This is a genomic window from Gordonia sp. IITR100, from assembly GCF_002009645.1.
Lineage (GTDB): Bacteria > Actinomycetota > Actinomycetes > Mycobacteriales > Mycobacteriaceae > Gordonia > Gordonia hongkongensis.
In genome coordinates this window covers 444,978-462,624 of sequence record NZ_MVKV01000001.1, presented here as the reverse complement: position 1 = coordinate 462,624, position 17,647 = coordinate 444,978, and the positions used below count along the sequence as shown (strand labels likewise).

At 67.4% G+C, this 17,647-nt stretch carries 16 protein-coding genes and 1 pseudogene; 3 read left to right on the top strand and 14 right to left on the bottom strand.

Annotated elements, in window-relative coordinates; all coding sequences use genetic code 11:
* The 12 genes from nuoK to B1818_RS02205 all read right to left on the bottom strand — a co-directional run bounded on the left by nuoK (position 1) and on the right by B1818_RS02205 (position 12,416).
* Positions 1-300, bottom strand: a complete 300-nt coding sequence (gene nuoK, locus B1818_RS02265) for an NADH-quinone oxidoreductase subunit NuoK (protein WP_058251017.1) — start codon at positions 298-300, stop codon at positions 1-3.
* Positions 297-1,085, bottom strand: coding sequence for an NADH-quinone oxidoreductase subunit J (locus B1818_RS02260; RefSeq protein ID WP_068972609.1), 789 nt, complete (start codon positions 1,083-1,085; stop codon positions 297-299). Before B1818_RS02260 ends, nuoK begins: the two co-directional genes overlap by 4 nt.
* Positions 1,082-1,645, bottom strand: coding sequence for an NADH-quinone oxidoreductase subunit NuoI (gene nuoI, locus B1818_RS02255; RefSeq protein WP_068972608.1), 564 nt, complete (start codon positions 1,643-1,645; stop codon positions 1,082-1,084). Before nuoI ends, B1818_RS02260 begins: the two co-directional genes overlap by 4 nt.
* Positions 1,638-2,918: an NADH-quinone oxidoreductase subunit NuoH gene (gene nuoH / locus B1818_RS02250; RefSeq protein ID WP_068972607.1), complete on the bottom strand. Its 1,281-nt coding sequence runs from the start codon at positions 2,916-2,918 to the stop codon at positions 1,638-1,640. Before nuoH ends, nuoI begins: the two co-directional genes overlap by 8 nt.
* Entirely contained in the window at positions 2,915-5,332 is a 2,418-nt protein-coding gene (locus tag B1818_RS02245) for an NADH-quinone oxidoreductase subunit G (RefSeq protein WP_078111821.1), read from the bottom strand. The genes nuoH and B1818_RS02245 overlap by 4 nt, the downstream gene beginning before the upstream one ends.
* Positions 5,329-7,674, bottom strand: coding sequence for an NADH-quinone oxidoreductase subunit NuoF (gene nuoF, locus B1818_RS24340; RefSeq protein WP_254859520.1), 2,346 nt, complete (start codon positions 7,672-7,674; stop codon positions 5,329-5,331). Before nuoF ends, B1818_RS02245 begins: the two co-directional genes overlap by 4 nt.
* Positions 7,671-8,984, bottom strand: coding sequence for an NADH dehydrogenase (quinone) subunit D (nuoD, locus tag B1818_RS02230; protein ID WP_065631169.1), 1,314 nt, complete (start codon positions 8,982-8,984; stop codon positions 7,671-7,673). Before nuoD ends, nuoF begins: the two co-directional genes overlap by 4 nt.
* Entirely contained in the window at positions 8,984-9,691 is a 708-nt protein-coding gene (locus B1818_RS02225; RefSeq protein ID WP_078111820.1) for an NADH-quinone oxidoreductase subunit C, read from the bottom strand. Before B1818_RS02225 ends, nuoD begins: the two co-directional genes overlap by 1 nt.
* A complete protein-coding gene (locus B1818_RS02220) occupies positions 9,688-10,242 on the bottom strand; it encodes an NADH-quinone oxidoreductase subunit B family protein (protein ID WP_004021558.1) in 555 nt (184 codons plus the stop codon). Before B1818_RS02220 ends, B1818_RS02225 begins: the two co-directional genes overlap by 4 nt.
* 38 nt (positions 10,243-10,280) lie before the next feature.
* Complete coding sequence (locus tag B1818_RS02215; protein WP_004021559.1) at positions 10,281-10,685, bottom strand: NADH-quinone oxidoreductase subunit A; 405 nt, start codon at positions 10,683-10,685, stop codon at positions 10,281-10,283.
* A 161-nt stretch (positions 10,686-10,846) separates the two neighbouring features.
* Entirely contained in the window at positions 10,847-11,254 is a 408-nt protein-coding gene (locus B1818_RS02210; protein ID WP_068972076.1) for a hypothetical protein, read from the bottom strand.
* Positions 11,255-11,339: 85 nt separating this feature from the next.
* On the bottom strand, positions 11,340-12,416 hold the full coding sequence (locus B1818_RS02205) for a D-alanine--D-alanine ligase family protein (RefSeq protein WP_078111819.1): 1,077 nt from the start codon (positions 12,414-12,416) through the stop codon (positions 11,340-11,342).
* A 69-nt stretch (positions 12,417-12,485) separates the two neighbouring features.
* Between B1818_RS02205 and murF the strand changes: the two genes are divergently transcribed.
* The gene (gene murF, locus B1818_RS02200) at positions 12,486-13,799 is read left to right on the top strand and encodes a UDP-N-acetylmuramoyl-tripeptide--D-alanyl-D-alanine ligase (protein WP_176455866.1); all 1,314 of its coding nucleotides are present in this window, start codon (positions 12,486-12,488) and stop codon (positions 13,797-13,799) included.
* A gap of 21 nt (positions 13,800-13,820) precedes the next feature.
* Here murF and B1818_RS02195 read toward each other — a convergent pair whose 3' ends face one another.
* Entirely contained in the window at positions 13,821-15,245 is a 1,425-nt protein-coding gene (locus B1818_RS02195) for a glutamate decarboxylase (protein ID WP_078111817.1), read from the bottom strand.
* A 46-nt stretch (positions 15,246-15,291) separates the two neighbouring features.
* A complete protein-coding gene (locus tag B1818_RS02190) occupies positions 15,292-16,056 on the bottom strand; it encodes a MerR family transcriptional regulator (protein ID WP_078111816.1) in 765 nt (254 codons plus the stop codon).
* Positions 16,057-16,291: 235 nt separating this feature from the next.
* Here B1818_RS02190 and B1818_RS02185 point away from each other — a divergent pair, with 235 nt between their 5' ends.
* A complete protein-coding gene (locus B1818_RS02185; protein WP_078111815.1) occupies positions 16,292-17,185 on the top strand; it encodes an SGNH/GDSL hydrolase family protein in 894 nt (297 codons plus the stop codon).
* A gap of 64 nt (positions 17,186-17,249) precedes the next feature.
* Positions 17,250-17,639 (top strand): annotated as a pseudogene (locus B1818_RS24710) (DUF1877 family protein); the annotation flags it as partial.
* Between the last annotated feature and the right edge of the window lie 8 nt (positions 17,640-17,647).

Sequence of the window (17,647 nt, the reverse complement as noted above, 5' to 3'; positions counted from 1 at the left end):
CTACCTCTTCAGCAGATCCGCGTCGTCGACCGACGCCGAGCGGCGTGATCGGAAGATGGTCATGATGATCGCCAGCCCGACCACCACTTCCGCCGCGGCGACGACCATGGTGAAGAAAGCGATGACCTGGCCGTCGAACGACTGGTTCATCCGGGCGAAGGTGACGAAGGCAAGGTTGGCCGCATTGAGCATGAGCTCGACGCACATGAACACGACGATCGCGTTGCGTCGCAGCAATACTCCGGCCGCGCCGATGGTGAACAGCAGCGCTGCGAGGTAGAGGTAGTTCTCCGGGTTCACCGGTCGGTCCCCGGGTCGTCGGCGGGGCGGGTGCGGAGCGTCCGCGCGGCCAGGATGGCGTTGACCGACAGGTCCGACGGCGACCCGTCGGGCAGACGGGCCGGCACGTCGACCGCGTTGTGTCGCGCGTAGACCCCGGGTGTCGGCAGCGGGGTCAGGTTGACCCCACTGCGGAACCGCGCCTGCGACAGTTCTTTCTGGGTGAGTCGTGGCCCGAAACGCTCCCGATGCGCGAGCACCATGGCGCCGAGCGTGGCGGCGATGAGGAGGGCGCCGGTGAGCTCGAACGCCCACAGGTAGCGGACGAAGATCAGCTCGGCGATGGCCTCGACACCGGCGTCGCTCTGCGCGGCCACGGCGCCGGGGTCGGTGGCACCGGTGACGACACCGACGGTGGCGCTGCCGATCCCGGCGATCAACAGGATTCCGAAGCCGACACCGATCAACACCGCGGACAGCCGCTGGCCGCGCAGGGTCTCCCGTAGTGAATCCGAGGAGTCGACGCCGATCAGCATGATGACGAACAGGAACAGCATCATGACCGCACCGGTGTACACGACCACCTGCACCACGCCCAGGAACAGCGCCCCCTGCGCGACGTAGAACACGGCGAGCACGATCATCGTGGTGGCCAGGAAGATCGCCGAGTAGACGGCCTTGGTGGCGAAGACGACACCCAGCGCACCGGCAACCGCGACGACCCCGAGAACCCAGAACTGGATCGCCTCACCGGTGGAGGTGCGCATCACCTCGTCGGCGAGCCACAGGGTGCCACCGGGAGTCATGACCGCGACTCGCGTTTGGTCGGGACCGTCGGATCGGGCAAGGTCACGCGGCCGTCGGCGGTCACCTCGCCCCGGTAGTAGTTCTCCTCGGTGGAGCCCGGCGCCATCGCGTGCGGCGGCGCGTCGACGCCGGGTTGCAGCGGGGCCAGCAGACGGTCCTTCTCGTAGATGAGGTCGGCGCGATTGTCATCGGCGAGTTCGTAGTCGTTGGTCATCGTGAGCGCGCGCGTGGGGCACGCCTCGATGCAGAGCCCGCAACCGATGCACCGCAGATAGTTGATCTGGTAGACGCGCCCGTACCGTTCGCCGGGCGAGTAGCGCTCGTCGGGTGTGTTGTCGGCGCCCTCGACATAGATGGCGTCAGCCGGGCACGCCCACGCGCACAGCTCGCACCCGATGCACTTCTCGAGACCGTCGGGGTGCCGATTCAGTTGATGGCGACCGTGATAGCGCGCTGCGGTCGGCCGTTTCTGTTCGGGGTACTGCTCGGTGATCGTGGGTTGGAACATGCCGCCGAAGGTGACGCGCAATCCGCTCACCGGTTTCAGGAAGTCAGGCATCGGTGGTCTCCCTCACGGTGCTGGGCATCGGCGGCACGGGGAATCCGCCGGCCATCGGGTCGAACTCGTCGGGTGCGGCGGACGGGTCTGCGGAGTCCTGCGTCGGGTCCGGGATGTCGGGGACCCGCATCAACCGCCACACCGCGTAGGCGATGAGCCCGGTGACGACGAGTCCGGCGCCGGCGGAGACCAGCGCGCGGGTGAGGTCGGCGTCCTCGCCGGCGAAGGCGGCGCGGATGATCGCGACGACCATCACCCAGGTGAGCGAGATGGGGATCAGGACCTTCCAACCCAGATTCATGAACTGGTCGTACCGCAAGCGCGGCAGACTGGTTCGCAGCCAGATGAACACGAACAGGAACGCCCACACCTTGAGCGTGAACCAGAGGACGGGCCACCAACCGGAGTTCGCCCAGTCGAACGTGCTCAGCGGCCACGGCGCCTGCCAACCGCCGAGGAACAGAGTGGTGGCGAGCGCGGAGACGGTGACCATGTTGATGTACTCGGCGAGCATGAACATGGCGAACTTCAACGACGAGTACTCGGTGTGGAACCCGCCGACCAGCTCACCCTCGGCCTCGGGCAGATCGAAAGGCGCGCGGTTGGTCTCGCCGACCATCGAGATGGCGTAGATGACGAACGAGGGCAACAGCAGCAACACGTACCAGTGGTGTTCCTGGGCGGCAACGATTCCCGACGTCGACATGGTCGCGGCGTCGAGGAACACCGCGGCGAAGGTGAGTCCCATCGCAATCTCGTACGAGATGACCTGTGCAGTCGAGCGGAGTCCGCCGAGCAGCGGATAGGTCGAGCCCGACGACCAGCCGGCCAGCACGATCCCGTAGACACCCACCGACGTGACCGCCAGGACATACAGCACCCCGACGGGGAGATCGGTGAGCTGCAACGGAGTCTGGTGACCGAAGACCGACACCATCGGCCCGAACGGGATGACCGCAAAGGCCATCACCGCCGGGACGACCGCGATGATCGGTGCCAGCAGATAGATCACCTTGTCGACGCCGGTGGGGATGATCCCCTCCTTGAGTGCGAGTTTCACGCCGTCGGCAAGGCTCTGCAGGATCCCCTTGGGGCCGACCCGATTCGGCCCGAGGCGGGTCTGCATGCGTGCCATGATCTTTCGCTCGAGCAGGATGGCGATGAGCGGATTGAGCACAAGGAACACGAACACCGCCAGCGCCTTGGCGACGACGAGCCAGATCGGGTCCTGGCCGAAGTCGTCGAGGGTCGGGAAATCGGTGGCGAGGTTCACGCGGCACCCCCTGCGGCGTCGGTGGTGTCGACCGGGGCCGGCGCGAGGGCCACGAGGTCACCCTCCTGCGCGCGAAGCGCGGCGTGGACGTGCGAGCCGGGTGAGAACAGCGGGAGCCAGACGACCCGATCCGGCATGTCGGTGATCGCCACAGGCAGAACGATGGCGCCGTCGGCGGTGCTGACGCGCAGGAGGTCGCCCGACCCGACACCGGCTTCGGCGGCGGTCGACGGCGCGAGCCGGGCCACCGGCGGGCGGGCGGTGCCGGCGAGGTGCGGTTCCCCGTCTTGCATCCGGCCGTCGTCGAGCAGCGTGTGCCACCCCGCCAGCACCGCCTGGCCGGTAGCCGGGTCGGGCTGGGGCCTGTCATCGGCGTCGATGGGGGCCCGCCGGCCGGACCATGCGCCGATGCGTCGCAGGTCGATGTGGATGGTCGGGACGTCGGCGCACCGCATGTCGACACCCATCTGCCGGGCGATCGCGTCGAGGATGCGGTGGTCGGACAGGTGGCCCGAGTCCGTCAGGGCGGTGGTGAAGCTCCGCGGGCGGCCCTCCCAGTCGACGAACGTGCCCTCCTTCTCCGCGACGGCAGCCACCGGGAAGACCACGTTCGCGCAGCGTGTGACGGCGCTGAGGCGTTGCTCGAGGCTGACGACGAACGGTGCGGCGGTCAGCGCCTCGGTCGCCGCGACGGGGTCGGGGAGGTCGTCGACGTCGACGCCGCCGATCACCAGCGAGAGCCCGTGATAGCGCGCGGCGTCGATGATCCCGGCGGTGTCGCGTCCGGGGCGCGGGTCGAGATCGGTGCCCCAGATCTCCGACACCGCCGTACGGGCGTCCTCGTCGTCGAGTGGCCGGCCGCCGGGTAGCAGGCCCGGCAAGGCGCCCGCTTCGAGCGCGCCTCGTTCGCCGGCGCGGCGCGGAATCCAGGCCAACCGGGCGCCGGTGCGGTCGGCCAGTGCCGCGACTGCGGCCAACGCGCCGGGCCGGGTGGCCAGCCGTTCACCGACGAGGATGACCGAGCCGGCGGGCCGCACGTGCGCGGTCACCTCCTCCGATTGCAGCACCTGTGCCTCGCTGCCGGGAACGGACCGGAAGACCGCGGCGTCGAGTTTGGTGGCGCCGCGGCTCGCGAACGGGGCGACCGTCGCGACGCGCTGCCCGGCGGTGCGTACTGCCCGCCGGAGACGGAGGAAGACGATCGGGGACTCTTCCTCGGGTTCGAAACCGGCGAGCAGCACCGCGGGTGCGGCGGACAGGTCGTCGTAGGTGGTCGCGAGTCCGTGACCGGCGATACGCGCGGCGAGGAAGGCGGCCTCCTCGGTACTGTGGCTTCGGGCGCGGAAGTCGATGTCGTTGGTGTGCAACACGGTTCGCGCGAAGCGTGAGTATGCGTAGGCGTCCTCCACGGTCAACCGGCCACCCGTGAGTACACCGACGTTGCCCGGTGAACGGGTCAATCCCTCGGCCGCCGCGCGCACGGCGTCGGCCCACGACACCTCACGGAGTTCGCCGTGCCGGTCCCGGACGAGTGGGGCGGTGATCCGGTCGGGCGACGACGTGTAGGCGAACGCCCATCGCCCCTTGTCGCAGTTCCACTCCGAGTTGACCTCGGGGTCGTCACCGGCGAGCCGGCGCAGCACCTTTCCACGGCGGTGATCGGTGCGCTGGGCACATCCACTCGCACAGTGTTCGCACACGCTGGGCGTCGAAACCAGGTCGAACGGCCGGGCGCGGAACCGGTACTGCGCCCCCGTCAGCGCACCGACCGGGCAGATCTGGACGGTGTTCCCGGAGAAGTAGGAGTCGAACGGTTCGTCGGCGTAGATGCTGACCTGTTGCAGCGCACCGCGATCCGCGAGCTCGATGAGCGGATCACCCGCGACCTGCGTGGAAAATCGGGTGCATCGGGCACACAGCACACATCGCTCCCGGTCGAGCAAGACCTCCGACGACAACGGGACCGGCTTGGTGAAGGTCCGCTTGACGCCGTCGAACCGCGACTCGGAACGTCCGGCCGACATCGCCTGATTCTGCAACGGGCACTCACCGCCCTTGTCGCACACCGGGCAGTCCAGCGGGTGGTTGATCAAGAGGAGTTCCATCACCCCGCGTTGCGCTCCCGCCGCGATCTCCGAGCTGAGCTGCGTCCGCACCACCATTCCTTCGGTGGCGACGGTCGTGCACGACGCGAGCGGCTTTCGCTGCCCCTCGACCTCGACCAGACACTGCCGGCAGGCACCGACCGGTTCGAGCAGCGGATGGTCGCAGAAGCGCGGGATCATGATGCCGATCTGCTCGGCCGCGCGGATCACCAACGTGCCCTTGGGTACCCGGACGGCGCGACCGTCGATGGTGATGCCGACCAGGTTGTCGGTCGCGGCCGCCGGGTCGCTCCCGTGGGTGAGTGTCATCGGACGCCTCCTGCCCAGACGGTCGACCGTGAATGGTCGAACGGGCACCCGTGGTCGAGGTGGGCGAGGTACTCGTCGCGGAAGTATTTCAGCGACGACACGATCGGGCTGCCCGCTCCGTCCCCGAGCGCGCAGAACGACTTCCCGACGATGCTGTTGGTGACATCGGCGAGGGTGTCGAGGTCCGCGGCGGTTCCGCCCTCGTGCTCCAGCCGGTGCAGCAGTTGCACCAGCCAGTACGTGCCCTCGCGGCACGGGGTGCATTTACCGCAGGACTCGTGTTCGTAGAACTCCGTCCACCGCAGGACCGCGCCGACGACGCAGGTCGTCTCGTCGAAGATCTGCAGGGCCTTGGTGCCCAACATCGAACCGGCCGCGCCGACGCCCTCGTAGTCGAGCGGGACGTCGAGGTGCTCCGGTGTCAGGAGTGGCGTCGACGACCCGCCCGGTGTCCAGAACTTCAGCTCGTGCCCGGCGCGCACCCCGCCCGCCCGGTCGAGTAGCTCGCGTAGCGAAACACCGAGCGGCGCTTCGTATTGTCCGGGACGCGTCACGTGCCCCGACAGCGAGTACAGGGTGAACCCGGGTGACTTCTCGGTGCCCATGGACCGGAACCAGTCGACGCCGTTGCGGATGATCGCCGGGACGCTCGCGATCGACTCCACGTTGTTCACGACCGTCGGACTCGCGTACAGTCCGGCAACCGCCGGGAAGGGCGGGCGCAGACGCGGCTGTCCCCGGCGGCCCTCGAGCGAATCGAGCAGGGCGGTTTCCTCGCCGCAGATGTAGGCGCCCGCGCCGGCGTGGACAACCAGTTCGAGATCGAAGCCGGATCCCAGGATGTCCGTGCCGAGATAGCCTGCGGCGTAGGCCTCGTCGACGGCGGTGCGCAGTCGACGGAGAACCGAGGCGACTTCGCCGCGCACGTAGATGAACGCGTGGTGCGCGCGGATGGCATACGCCGCGATGATCACGCCTTCGACGAGCGTGTGGGGCGACGCGAGCATCAGCGGCATGTCCTTGCACGTGCCCGGCTCGGATTCGTCGGCGTTGACCACGAGATAGTGCGGGACCGACGGGTCGGTCTGCGTGGAATCCTTCTGGGGAATGAACGACCACTTCATCCCGACCGGGAAGCCCGCGCCGCCTCGGCCACGGAGACCGGAGGCCTTGACCGTCTCGATGATGTCGTCGGGGGGAGTGGTCAGTGCGGTCGACAACGCTCGATAACCGTTGTGGCGCAGATAGTTGTCCAGGGTCCAGGATTGCGGTTCGTCCCAGTGGCGGGAGAGGATCGGGGTCTCGGGGGGTTCGGGTTCGGGGTCGGGTTGTGGTGGTTGCGAGGTGGCTTCGACTCGGCTCCTCGCTGCGCTCGGTGCCGGCTCAACCAGCGGAGGGGGTGGTTGCGAGGTGGCTTCGACTCGGCTCCTCGCTTCGCTCGGTGCCGGCTCAACCAGCGGAGAAGGTGGTTGCGAGGTGGCTTCGACTCGGCGCCTCGCTTCGCTCGGTGCCGGCTCAACCAGCGGAGAAGGTGCCGGCTCAACCAGCGGAGAGGGCGTCGGCTCAACCATCGGGGAGGGTGCCGGCTCAACCAGCGGAGGGGTGGGCTCAGCCAGCGGCGGGGTGGGCTGAACCAGCGGAGAAGTTGGCGGCTCGGCCAGCGGGGAGGGGGACGGCGCAGCCACCCCGGCGAGGTCGTGTTCGGTCTCGCGGAACGATCGCACGGGGCCGGTACCGCGAGCCGGGGTGACCTCGACACCGGCGCGGAGGTCCTCGATGAGCTCGATGGTCGACTCCGGGGTCTGATCGTCGAAGAACTCCCAGTTGACCATCACCACCGGAGCGAAGTCGCAGGCCGCATTGCATTCGACGTGTTCGACGGTGATGCGGTGGTCGGCCGTCGTGTCCCCGGGTTCCACGCCCAGGTGCTCGCAAACCGAACGGAGGATTTCGTCGCCACCCAGGGTCGCGCACAGGGTGTTCGTGCAGACCCCGACGAGGTACTCGCCGGTGGGTGTGCGCCGGTACATGGAGTAGAAGGTGGCGACCGAGGCCACCTGTGCGGGTGTCAGATCCAGTTGTGCGGCACAGAATTCGACACCGGCACGTGTGAGACGGCCGTCGTGGGATTGCACCAGGTGCAGCAGCGGTAGCAGCGCCGACCGTGACTGTGGATAGCGGGCGATGATCGGAAGTGCCTCTGCCGTCAGCTGTTCGATGACCTCGTCGGGATACCCGGCCGGGCCGTCGAAGGTGATCGGCGGGACCGGGGTGCCGTGTGCCGGCGCCGATCCTTCCGGCGGGGGTGCGGTGCTCAGGTCCACGAACACGGGATCGGTCATCGGTCCACGCCTCCCATCACGGGGTCGATGCTGGCCACCGCCGTGATGACGTCGGCCACCATCCCGCCTTCGCACATCGCCGCGACCGCCTGCAGATTCGTGAACGACGGGTCGCGGAAGTGGACGCGGTACGGCCGGGTGCCGCCGTCGCTGACCATGTGCACGCCGAGCTCGCCGCGCGGTGATTCGACGGCGACGTAGCACTGGCCGGCCGGGACGCGCATCCCCTCGGTGACGAGTTTGAAGTGGTGGATGAGGGCTTCCATGGAGGTGCCCATGATCCGGGCGATGTGCTCGGGCGAGTTGCCCAGTCCGTCCGGTCCGAGGGCGAGGTCGGCCGGCCAGGCGAGCTTGCGGTCGGCGACCATCACCGGCCCCGGCCGGAGCCGTTCCAGACACTGCTCCACGATGCGGATCGACTCGCGCATCTCGCGCACGCGGATCAGGTAGCGGCCGTAGGAGTCGCACGTGTCCTCGGTGATGACGTCGAACTCGTAGTTCTCGTAGCCGCAGTACGGCTCGGCGCGGCGCAGGTCGTGGGGGTAACCGGTGGACCGCAGCACCGGACCGGTGATCCCGAGTGCCATGCAACCGGTCAGGTCGAGATAACCGACGCCCTGGGTCCGCGCCTTCCAGATGTAGTTGTCGTTCAGCAGGTCTCCGAGTTCGTCCAGGCGGCCGGGGAGCTGTCGGATCACCTCGGCGACCCGGTCGATGCCATCCTCCGGCAGGTCCTGCGCGACACCTCCGGGACGGATGTAGGCGTGGTTCATCCGCAGGCCGGTGATGAGTTCGAAGAGGTCGAGAATCATCTCCCGCTCGCGGAAGCCGAGGAACATCGCCGTCACGGCACCGAGTTCCATTCCGCCGGTGGCCAGCGCGACGAGATGGCTGGAGATGCGGTTGAGCTCCATCAGCATCACCCGGATGACGGTGGCGCGTTCCGGGATGTCGTCGGTGATGCCGAGGAGCTTCTCCACGCCGAGGCAGTAGGCGGTCTCGTTGAAGAACGGTGACAAGTAGTCCATCCGGGTGACGAACGTGACGCCCTGCGTCCAGTTGCGGTACTCGAGGTTTTTCTCGATCCCGGTGTGTAGGTAACCGATTCCGCAGCGGGCCTCGGTGACGGTCTCGCCTTCGATCTCGAGGATCAGGCGCAGGACGCCGTGCGTCGACGGGTGTTGCGGACCCATGTTGACGACGATGCGTTCGTCTCCCGGTTGCTGCTCGGCACGGGTGCGGACGTCGGACACGATCGAGTCCCAGTCCTGTCCGGACACGGTGTAGGTGTGGGTGTGGGTGTCGGTCATCAGTTGTACGACCTCCTCCGGTCCGGCGGGTCGACGCGGGTTCCCTTGTATTCCACCGGGACTCCGCCGAGTGGGTAGTCCTTGCGCTGGGGGTGGCCCTCCCAGTCGTCGGGCATCTCGATCCGGGTCAGTGAGCGATGGCCGTCGAAGACGATGCCGAAGAAGTCGTAGGTCTCGCGTTCGTGCCAGTCGTTGGTGGGGTAGATGTCGCAGATGCTCGGGATGTGCGGGTCGGCGTCGGGCGCCGCGACCTCGAGGCGGACGCGACGCCCGTGGGTCAGGGAGGCGAGCGGATAGACGGCATGGAGTTCGCGGCCCGGGTCGCCGGGATAGTGGACCCCGCTCACGCCGAGGCAGAGTTCGAATCGCAACGCGGGCGCGTTGCGCAGAGTCAGTGCGACGGCGGGAAGGTGCTGTCGTACAACGTGGATGGTCATCTCGCCCCGGAAGATCACGACCTTCTCGATCGCGTCGTCGTAGCCGTCACCCATCTCGTCGAGCAAGCGGTCGGCGATCTCGTCGAAATACCCGCCGTAGGGTCGGGACGTACTGGGCGGCAGCGTGACCGGCCGGACCAGGCCGCCGTACCCCGACGTGTCGCCGGTTCCGGGCGGTCCGAACAGGCCGTGCCGGACGCCGATCTGCTCCGCGTCATGCGGAGGGGGTGCCGGGTTCTCGGGGTCCTGATGGCCTGCGGGCGTGGTCATCGGAGCAACCCCTTCAGCTCGATCGTCGGGGTGGCCTGGAGGGCGGCACGTTCGGCCGCCCAGATGGCCTCCTCGCGATTGACACCGAGCGGCATCTCCTGGATCTTCTCGTGCAGCTTCAGGATGGCGTGCAGCAACATTTCCGGGCGTGGCGGACAGCCCGGCAGGTAGATGTCGACAGGGACCACATGATCGACGCCCTGGACGATCGCGTAGTTGTTGAACATCCCGCCCGACGACGCGCAGACCCCCATGGCGAGAACCCATTTGGGTTCCGGCATCTGGTCGTAGATCTGACGGAGGACGGGGGCCATCTTCTGGCTGACGCGGCCGGCGACGATCATGAGATCGGCCTGTCGCGGCGAAGCCCGGAACGCCTCCATGCCGAACCGGGCGAGGTCGTACCGTCCCGAGGTGGTGGCCATCATCTCGATGGCGCAGCAGGCCAGCCCGAAAGTCGCCGGCCAGAGCGAGCCCTTGCGCATGAACCCGGCCAGATCCTCGACGGTACTCAGCAGGAATCCGCTGGGGAGTCGTTCCTCGAGTCCCATGGGTGACCTCCTTGCCGTATCGGATCGGTGAAAAGCGCTCAGTCCCAACTCAGTCCGCCACGACGCCACTCGTAGGCGTACGCGACGGAGACGTTGACGATGAACAGGAGCATGGCCATGAGACCGAACCACCCGAGTGAGTCGAAGGCGACCGCCCACGGGTAGAGGAACACGATCTCGATGTCGAAGATGATGAAGAGCATCGCGGTGAGGTAGTACTTGACCGGTACGCGCTGGATGGAGCCGGTTGCCACCGTGCCGCCGGCGGTGCGTCGCGTCGGGTAGAGCAGGCTCTGTTCGACCGGCTCGATGCCGCACTCGTAGGGCTCGAGTTTGGCGCGGTTGTACCGTTTCGGACCGATCGCGATGCCGATGAAGACGCTGAAAACGGCAAACGCCACGCCGATTGCCCCGAGGACCATGATCGGGACGTAGGCGTTCAAAGCGCGGACCCCTCCTCGCTTGTGGCGACCGGAGTGCATCTGTTCGGTGCGGCCGGCCCGGGTGTTCGTCCTATCCGTGCCGTCGGCCGATCTGGTCCGGCAGTACGAATGTGAGCTGCAACACAAGCCTAGTGTGAGTGTGTGGCGCGAGTCACTGTTTTCTAGAGTTCGGCGTTTCCGATCATGTCGACGAACGCACGCGGAAGAGTGATCGGATCGACGGGCAGGACGGCCACGGCGTCGGCGCGAGACCAGTCCGCGAGCCACCGGTCGTCGGCACGCCCGAGCAGGACGAGCACTGGTGGACAGGGATCGAGTTCGTCTTTCATCTGCTTGGCCAGGCCCATGCCACCGGCCGGGGTGGCTTCCCCGTCGGCGATCACGGCGTCGACGACACCGGCGTCGAGCTGCGCGAACACCATTGGGGCGGTGGCGACCTCGATGTAGCTGACCGGTGGGATGCCCGGGTCGGGCCGGGTTCCGATCGCGCCGATGACCTGCGCGCGGGTCTGCGCGTCGTCGGAATAGACCAGCACCCGCAGGGCCCGCGCAGACTGGGAGTCGGTCACGGTTGGCATGCTACAACCCGGCACCCTCGTGGAGCCCTGGAACATGCGCGCGTCTGCACATCGGCGTCACGAGCGTGCGCCGCGCTCAGTGCTCGGTGGAGAACCCCGTGCGACGGCGGTGCACCTCGAGCGCGAACGTGACGAGCTGATCGATCAGGTCCGGGTAGGGCACGCCGGTCGCCTCCCACAGCTTGGGGTACATCGATCCCGGGGTGAAACCCGGGATGGTGTTGACCTCGTTGAGCAGCCAGCCACGGCCGGACTCCTCGTAGAAGAAGTCGACGCGGGCCATGCCGGTGCAGCGCATCGCGGTGAACGTTCTCGCCGCGAGCTCGCGGACCTCGGCGGCCGCCGCGTCGGACACCGCAGCGGGGATGACCAGCTGGGCGGCGCCGGTGACGTACTTGTCCTCGTAGTCGTAGAACTCGCTCCCGGGTTTGATCTCGCCCGGCACCGAGGTCTCGGGCGCCGTGTCACCGAGAACGGCTACCTCGATCTCGCGCCCGGTGACGGCCTCCTCGATGATGACCACGTTGTCGTATCGGAGCGCGAGATTCACCGCCGTGTCGAGTTCGGCATCGTCGTGCGCCTTGGTGATGCCCACCGACGAGCCGAGGTTCGCCGGCTTGACGAACACCGGGAGCCCCAGCGCGTCGATCGCGCGGGCGGTGATCGTCTCCGGGTCGTCGACACCGTCGCGGAACTCGACCCAGCGGCACTGCGGGATGCCTGCCTGCTCGGCGACGATCTTGGCCATCGCCTTGTCCATGCACACCGCGGACGACAACACACCCGCGCCCACATACGGCAGCTTGAACAACTCGAGCATCCCCTGGATGGTGCCGTCCTCACCGTGTGGTCCATGGAGAAGGGGAAGGACGACCGTGATGGCCTGGTCCGCGTGACCACGCAGTTCGGTCAGCGGGTCGACGGCGGTTCCGGCGACCTCGAGGGTGTCGGGGAGTGGCGTGCCGTCGGCGATGGCGGCGATCGCCTTGTCGTTGCGCAACCACGTCCCGTCCTTGGCGATGCCGATGGGGACCAGGTCGTACTTGGTCCGGTCGGCCGCGGCCAGGACATGAGCCGCTGTGACCCGCGACACATCATGCTCGGCGGAGACGCCACCGTAGAGAACCACCAGACGCAACAGCCGAGAAGACATGCCTGTCACGATACGGCCCCGTGCAATCGGGTTCTCGGCGTGTGCTGGGGACTCGGCTAGCGTGAGACCGTGCATTTCAGAGCAAGCGAGGTCGCGGAGGCCGTGGGCGGGGAGCTGCTGGGCCCCGACGTGCAGATCGACGGGGCGAGCATCGACTCGCGGAGTGTTCGGCCGGGCCAGCTGTTCGTGCCGATCGTCGCCGAGCGCGACGGCCACGATTTCATCAAGTCGGCGCTCGACGCCGGGGCCACCGCCTACCTCACCTCGAGGGTCGACCCGGTCGGCGGGACCGCCATCCGCGTCGCCGACACCGCGCTCGCCCTCGCCGACCTCGGTCGAGGGGTCCGCGCCCGGGTCCCCGATCGCGTGGTGGGCATCACCGGCTCGGTGGGCAAGACCTCGACCAAGGATCTGCTCGCGGGTGTGCTGCGCACCACCTACCGCACCGCGGCGAGCGAGAAGTCGTTCAACAACGAGCTCGGGCTCCCGATCACCCTCGCCGCGGCCGCCGACGACGTGGAGGCGGTGGTCCTCGAGATGGGCGCCCGCGGCATCGGGCACATCGACCTGCTGTGTTCCATCGCGAAACCGACGGTCGGCGTGATCACCCGCGTCGAGGGCGTGCACCTGGAGCTGTTCGGTGACATCGAGTCCGTCGCGCGCGCGAAGGGTGAACTGGTGGAATCGCTCCCGGCCGACGGGATCGCGGTGCTCAATGCCGACCATCGGTACGTCGCGGCGATGGCGGATCGCACCTCGGCACGTGTCCTGCGCTACGGGCTCTCGCCGGACGCCGATGTGTACGCGTCCGACATCGTCCTGGACGACGAGTTGCGCGCGTCGTTCCGGCTGCACACACCGTGGGGTTCGACGGAGGTCCGACTGGGCGCCCGCGGTGAGCACCAGGTCCCCAACGCGCTGGCGGCGGCGGCCGCCGCCGGCGGGCTCGGGGTGCCGGTCGAGTCGATGGCGGACGGGTTCCTCGCCGCCGAATTGTCCGGTCTACGAATGGAACTCGCCACCTCGTCGCGAGGCGTCACGGTCCTCAACGATGCCTACAACGCCAACCCGACGTCGATGTCGGCTGCGCTGCGGTCGCTGGCGACCCTCCCCGCGTCGCGTCGGGTGGCGGTTCTCGGCACCATGGCCGAACTCGGCGCCGACTCGCCAGACCAGCACCGTGCGATCGCACTGGAGGCCAGGGATCTGGGCATCGAGGTCATCGCGGTCGCCGAGGCCGACTACGGTGACACCGCTCGGCACGTTTCCGACGTCGACGGCGTGTCGGCCGAACTCGGCGACCTCGACGACGGGACCGCAGTGCTGGTCAAGGGGAGTCGGGTCGCCGCCCTCGAGCGCGTGGCGCAGGCGCTGCTGGACTGAGGGGGTTCGGCAGGCGAGAGCTCAGTGGTGGAAGTGTGACCCATCCCCCTCGCGTGGCATCGGGCTCTCCAGGCGATTGAGGAAGTCGACCTCGGTCCGGATGTCGGCGATGAGTGCACGGGCGAGGTCGTGACTCAGCCCGGCGCGCACGACGATTCGCTGCACGGTCAGGTCGGCGAGGTCGTCGGCCATCGGGTATGCGGGAACCAGCCAGCCCTTCATGCGCAGGCGGTCGGACAGGTCGTAGAGGTTCCAGTTCTCGCTGTGCCCGGCCTTCAGTTTCCAGGCGAAGACCGGGATCGTGTCGCCCTTGCTGACCAATTCGAGGCCGTCGATCTGGGCGATCTGTCCGGAAAGCCATTGCGCCACATCGAGAGAACCCTGCTGGACCTGGGTGAAGCCGGCGCGGCCGAGCCGCAGGAACACGTAGTACTGCAGCAGGACCTGTGCGCCGGGGCGGGAGAAGTTGAGTGCCAGGGTCGGCATGTCGCCGCCGAGGTAGGAGCAGTGGAACACCATGCTCTCGGGCAGTGCGTCGGTGTCGCGCCACACGATCCAGCCGACACCTGGATAGACCAGTCCGTACTTGTGGCCCGAGGTGTTGATCGAGACGACACGGTCGACACGGAAGTCCCATTCGAGGTCCGGCTGACAGAAGGGGGCGATCATCGCACCCGACGCGCCGTCGATGTGGATCTTGACGTCGAGCCCGGTGTCGGCCTGGATCTCGTCGAGCTTGGCCGCGATCGCGGTCACCGGCTCGTACATCCCGGTGTAGGTCTGTCCCATGATGGCGACGACCCCGATCGTGTTCTCGTCCACGTACTTCTCGAGCTCGTGACCGTCGAGGACGAGGTGGTCGGGGCTGATCGGTACCCATTTGGGCTCGACCTCGAAGTAGTTGCAGAACTTCTCCCAGCACACCTGGACCGCCGTCGACAGCACGATGTTGGGATTCTCGGTCGACTTGCCCTCGGCGCGGCGCCGGGTCTGCCAGTGCCGTTTGAGCGCGAGCCCACCGAGCATGCAGGCCTCCGACGAGCCGATCGTCGAGGTACCGATCGCGTTGTCGACGTCCGGGTTGTGCCACAGGTCGGCGAGGATGCGCCAGCACCGGTCCTCGATCGCGGCCGTCTGCGGGTACTCGTCCTTGTCGATCATGTTCTTGTCGAAGGTCTCCGAGTACAACTTCTTCGCCTCGTCGTCCATCCACGTCGACACGAAGGTCGCGAGGTTCAGGCGGGCGTTCCCGTCGAGCATCGCCTCGTCGTGGACGATCTGATAAGCCGTGTCGGGCAACAACATCGAGTCGCCCAGCGCGAACTTGGGGAGGTCGGTGGCCTCGCCGTCGCGGTTGAAGACGGTGCGCAGGTTCATCGCATCGCCGATGTTGGTGGTGGCGCGGGCGCCACCGCTCTTGTTGTGGACGCCCGGGTCGGTGGTCATGGACACCGAACCTATCCGACCCGGACGACCGGCGGGTGGCGATCTTTCACCCTCGTCCCGCGTTTGCGTGGATCACCTCCCGCAGGTAGACGGCCAGGCCGGGGGCCTGCTCGTCGTAGTGTGCGGTGAACCGCGGATCCGCGACGTACATGTCGGCGAGGCAGACCTGCATGTGGTGATCACAGTCGTAGAAACGCCCGATCTGTGCGCGGTGCTCTTCGGCGAGCGAGTTCGCCTCGGCGGTGCCAGGAGTCACCCCGCGACGCATCGCGTCCGCGAGCCGCCGTTCCAGGTCGTCGGTCTCCTCCTTGATGAGCTGCCAGTCCTCCTTGGAGAACTGCCCGGTCCGCTTCTGGCTCTGCTTCCACGCGTCGGTGTTCCCCCAGCGTTCCTCGGCCTCGGCGGCGTACTCCTCGCCTGGCCATCGGTCGCCGAAGATCTCGGCCTGCTCGGCCGCCGACAGGGCGATGCCTTCCTTCTTTGCGTTCATCATCTCCTCCAGTGAGGCGACCATCCGGAGCAGGCGATCGATCCGTTCGGTCAGCAGCTCGCGCTGCGTCTCGAGGTGACCCATGGGGTCCACGTCCGGATCGTCGAGCAGGGTCGCTATCTGCTCAAGGGAAAAGCCCAGCTCACGGTAGGTGAGTACCTGGTGGAGACGTTCGACGTCGGTGTCGTCGTAGACGCGGTACCCGGCTGGTGTCCGACCGGATGGCACCACCAGGCCGATCTGGTCGTAGTGATGCAGCGTGCGGATGCTGACGCCGACCATGCCGGCGACGACACCGACGGTCAGCTCCCGGGTGTCCACCTTCGAAGTGTGCTTTTCCTCGCTCACATCGACAACCCTGCTGCCTGACGTCGCGTGAGGGTCAAGCGAGCGGAGCGATCGGTGGACGGCTCATGCCGTCGGCGTCATAGAAACTTGACATGTGTATCAGATTGGAAACTAGGGTACGGGTGCACCGAGCTCGGGCCGTCAGCCCGATAGTGTTGATATCACCTGCAACATCAGTAACACGCGTACCACGATCTGGAGTCACCGCATGTCCGTGCCGTATGGCCGCAGCCCCCGCCGAGGCCTCGGCATCCGAGCCCTGTTGACCGCGGCGGCCACCGTAGTCGCTCTCCTCGTCGGACTCGTCACGGCCGGCGGGGCCCAGGCAGCGGACGGATACGCATACGTGAATCTCGGTGACAGCTACAGCGCAGGCGCATCGGTGTTCCCCCAGGCGACGAGCGCGGCGACCTTCTGCTCGAACTCGGCGATCAACTACTCCAGCCTCGTTGCCAAACGACGCGGGACCGAGGTCGTCGATGTCAGTTGCGCGGGCGCGACGACCGAAGACCTGACCAAGTCGCAGTATCGGTGGCAAGGACCCCAGATCAGCGCGATCGGACCGGCCACCCGCTTGATCACCCTCACGATCGGCGCGAACAACAACGGACTGTTCAGCAACTCGACCTCGGCCTGCCAGCGGGCGTGGATGGCCGCGCCGCTGTCGGCGACCCCATGTCGCGACGAGTTCGGTACCTCGTTGGTCGACAAGATCAAATCCTCGACCTACCCCGACCTCGTGAACGCCCTGCGCCTCGTCGGCCGCGAAGCGCCGCGCGCACGCGTCGTCCTCGTCGGATATCCGCAGATCTTCCCGGCCACGGGTTCGGCGCTCTGCTCGGCGTCGTTGCTCACGACGCCCGGGGACACCGCGTACCTGCATCGTGTCTTCAAAGCCCTCAACGACGCCATGCGCCGCGCCGCCGCAGCCACCCGCGTGACCTTCGTCGACATGACCAAGGTCTCCGCGGGCCACGACGCCTGCGCGGGCGAACGGCGATGGGTCGAGCCGACGCTCGGTGCGGTCAGCTTCCCCGCGATGCACGCCAACGCGCGCGGCCAGAAGGCGATGGCCGACCAGGTCGTGGCCGCGCTGCGGTGAGGGACCGCTGTGCGGGCTGCTCGCCGTGTAGAGGCACTGCTCACTGGTCGGTAGGGGGGTACTCATGGGACTCATTCGGTCGTACACCAGGCTCAGCGACGATGAACTGCGCGAAATCAACATGATGGGTTCGGCCCGGGACATCGCCGACTTCGTCAGCAGCCTCCGTGAAGCCGACCCGACCATCTCCACCGACATCGACAAGGCGTATCAGGCACTCGAGCTGATGTTCGACCGATCGGCGATGCCTGTGAACCCGGTCCGAGGGCAAGGAATGGCGCCCGGCAACATCGACTTCGGCGAAGGTATCCCGAACTACATGAGTCCCGAGTACGTGGTGGCCACCCGGGACATCCTCGCGCACATCACCTTCGACACGTTGCTCGATGACACCACCGCGACAGAACTCGCTCGCCAGGAGGTGTGGCCGATGATGCGCCATTGGGACGATGGGGCTGTCGA

Excerpts from the sequence above, each read along its gene's own strand:
- B1818_RS02260 (WP_068972609.1), bottom strand. The coding sequence starts at position 1,085 with ATGACTCCCGGTGGCACCCTGTGGCTCGCCGACGAGGTGATGCGCACC.
- nuoI (WP_068972608.1), bottom strand. The coding sequence starts at position 1,645 with ATGCCTGACTTCCTGAAACCGGTGAGCGGATTGCGCGTCACCTTCGGC.
- B1818_RS02245 (WP_078111821.1), bottom strand. The coding sequence starts at position 5,332 with ATGACACTCACCCACGGGAGCGACCCGGCGGCCGCGACCGACAACCTG.
- nuoF (WP_254859520.1), bottom strand. The coding sequence starts at position 7,674 with ATGACCGATCCCGTGTTCGTGGACCTGAGCACCGCACCCCCGCCGGAA.
- nuoD (WP_065631169.1), bottom strand. The coding sequence starts at position 8,984 with ATGACCGACACCCACACCCACACCTACACCGTGTCCGGACAGGACTGG.
- B1818_RS02225 (WP_078111820.1), bottom strand. The coding sequence starts at position 9,691 with ATGACCACGCCCGCAGGCCATCAGGACCCCGAGAACCCGGCACCCCCT.
- B1818_RS02220 (WP_004021558.1), bottom strand. The coding sequence starts at position 10,242 with ATGGGACTCGAGGAACGACTCCCCAGCGGATTCCTGCTGAGTACCGTC.
- B1818_RS02205 (WP_078111819.1), bottom strand. The coding sequence starts at position 12,416 with ATGTCTTCTCGGCTGTTGCGTCTGGTGGTTCTCTACGGTGGCGTCTCC.
- B1818_RS02195 (WP_078111817.1), bottom strand. The coding sequence starts at position 15,245 with ATGACCACCGACCCGGGCGTCCACAACAAGAGCGGTGGCGCCCGCGCC.
- B1818_RS02185 (WP_078111815.1), top strand. The coding sequence starts at position 16,292 with ATGTCCGTGCCGTATGGCCGCAGCCCCCGCCGAGGCCTCGGCATCCGA.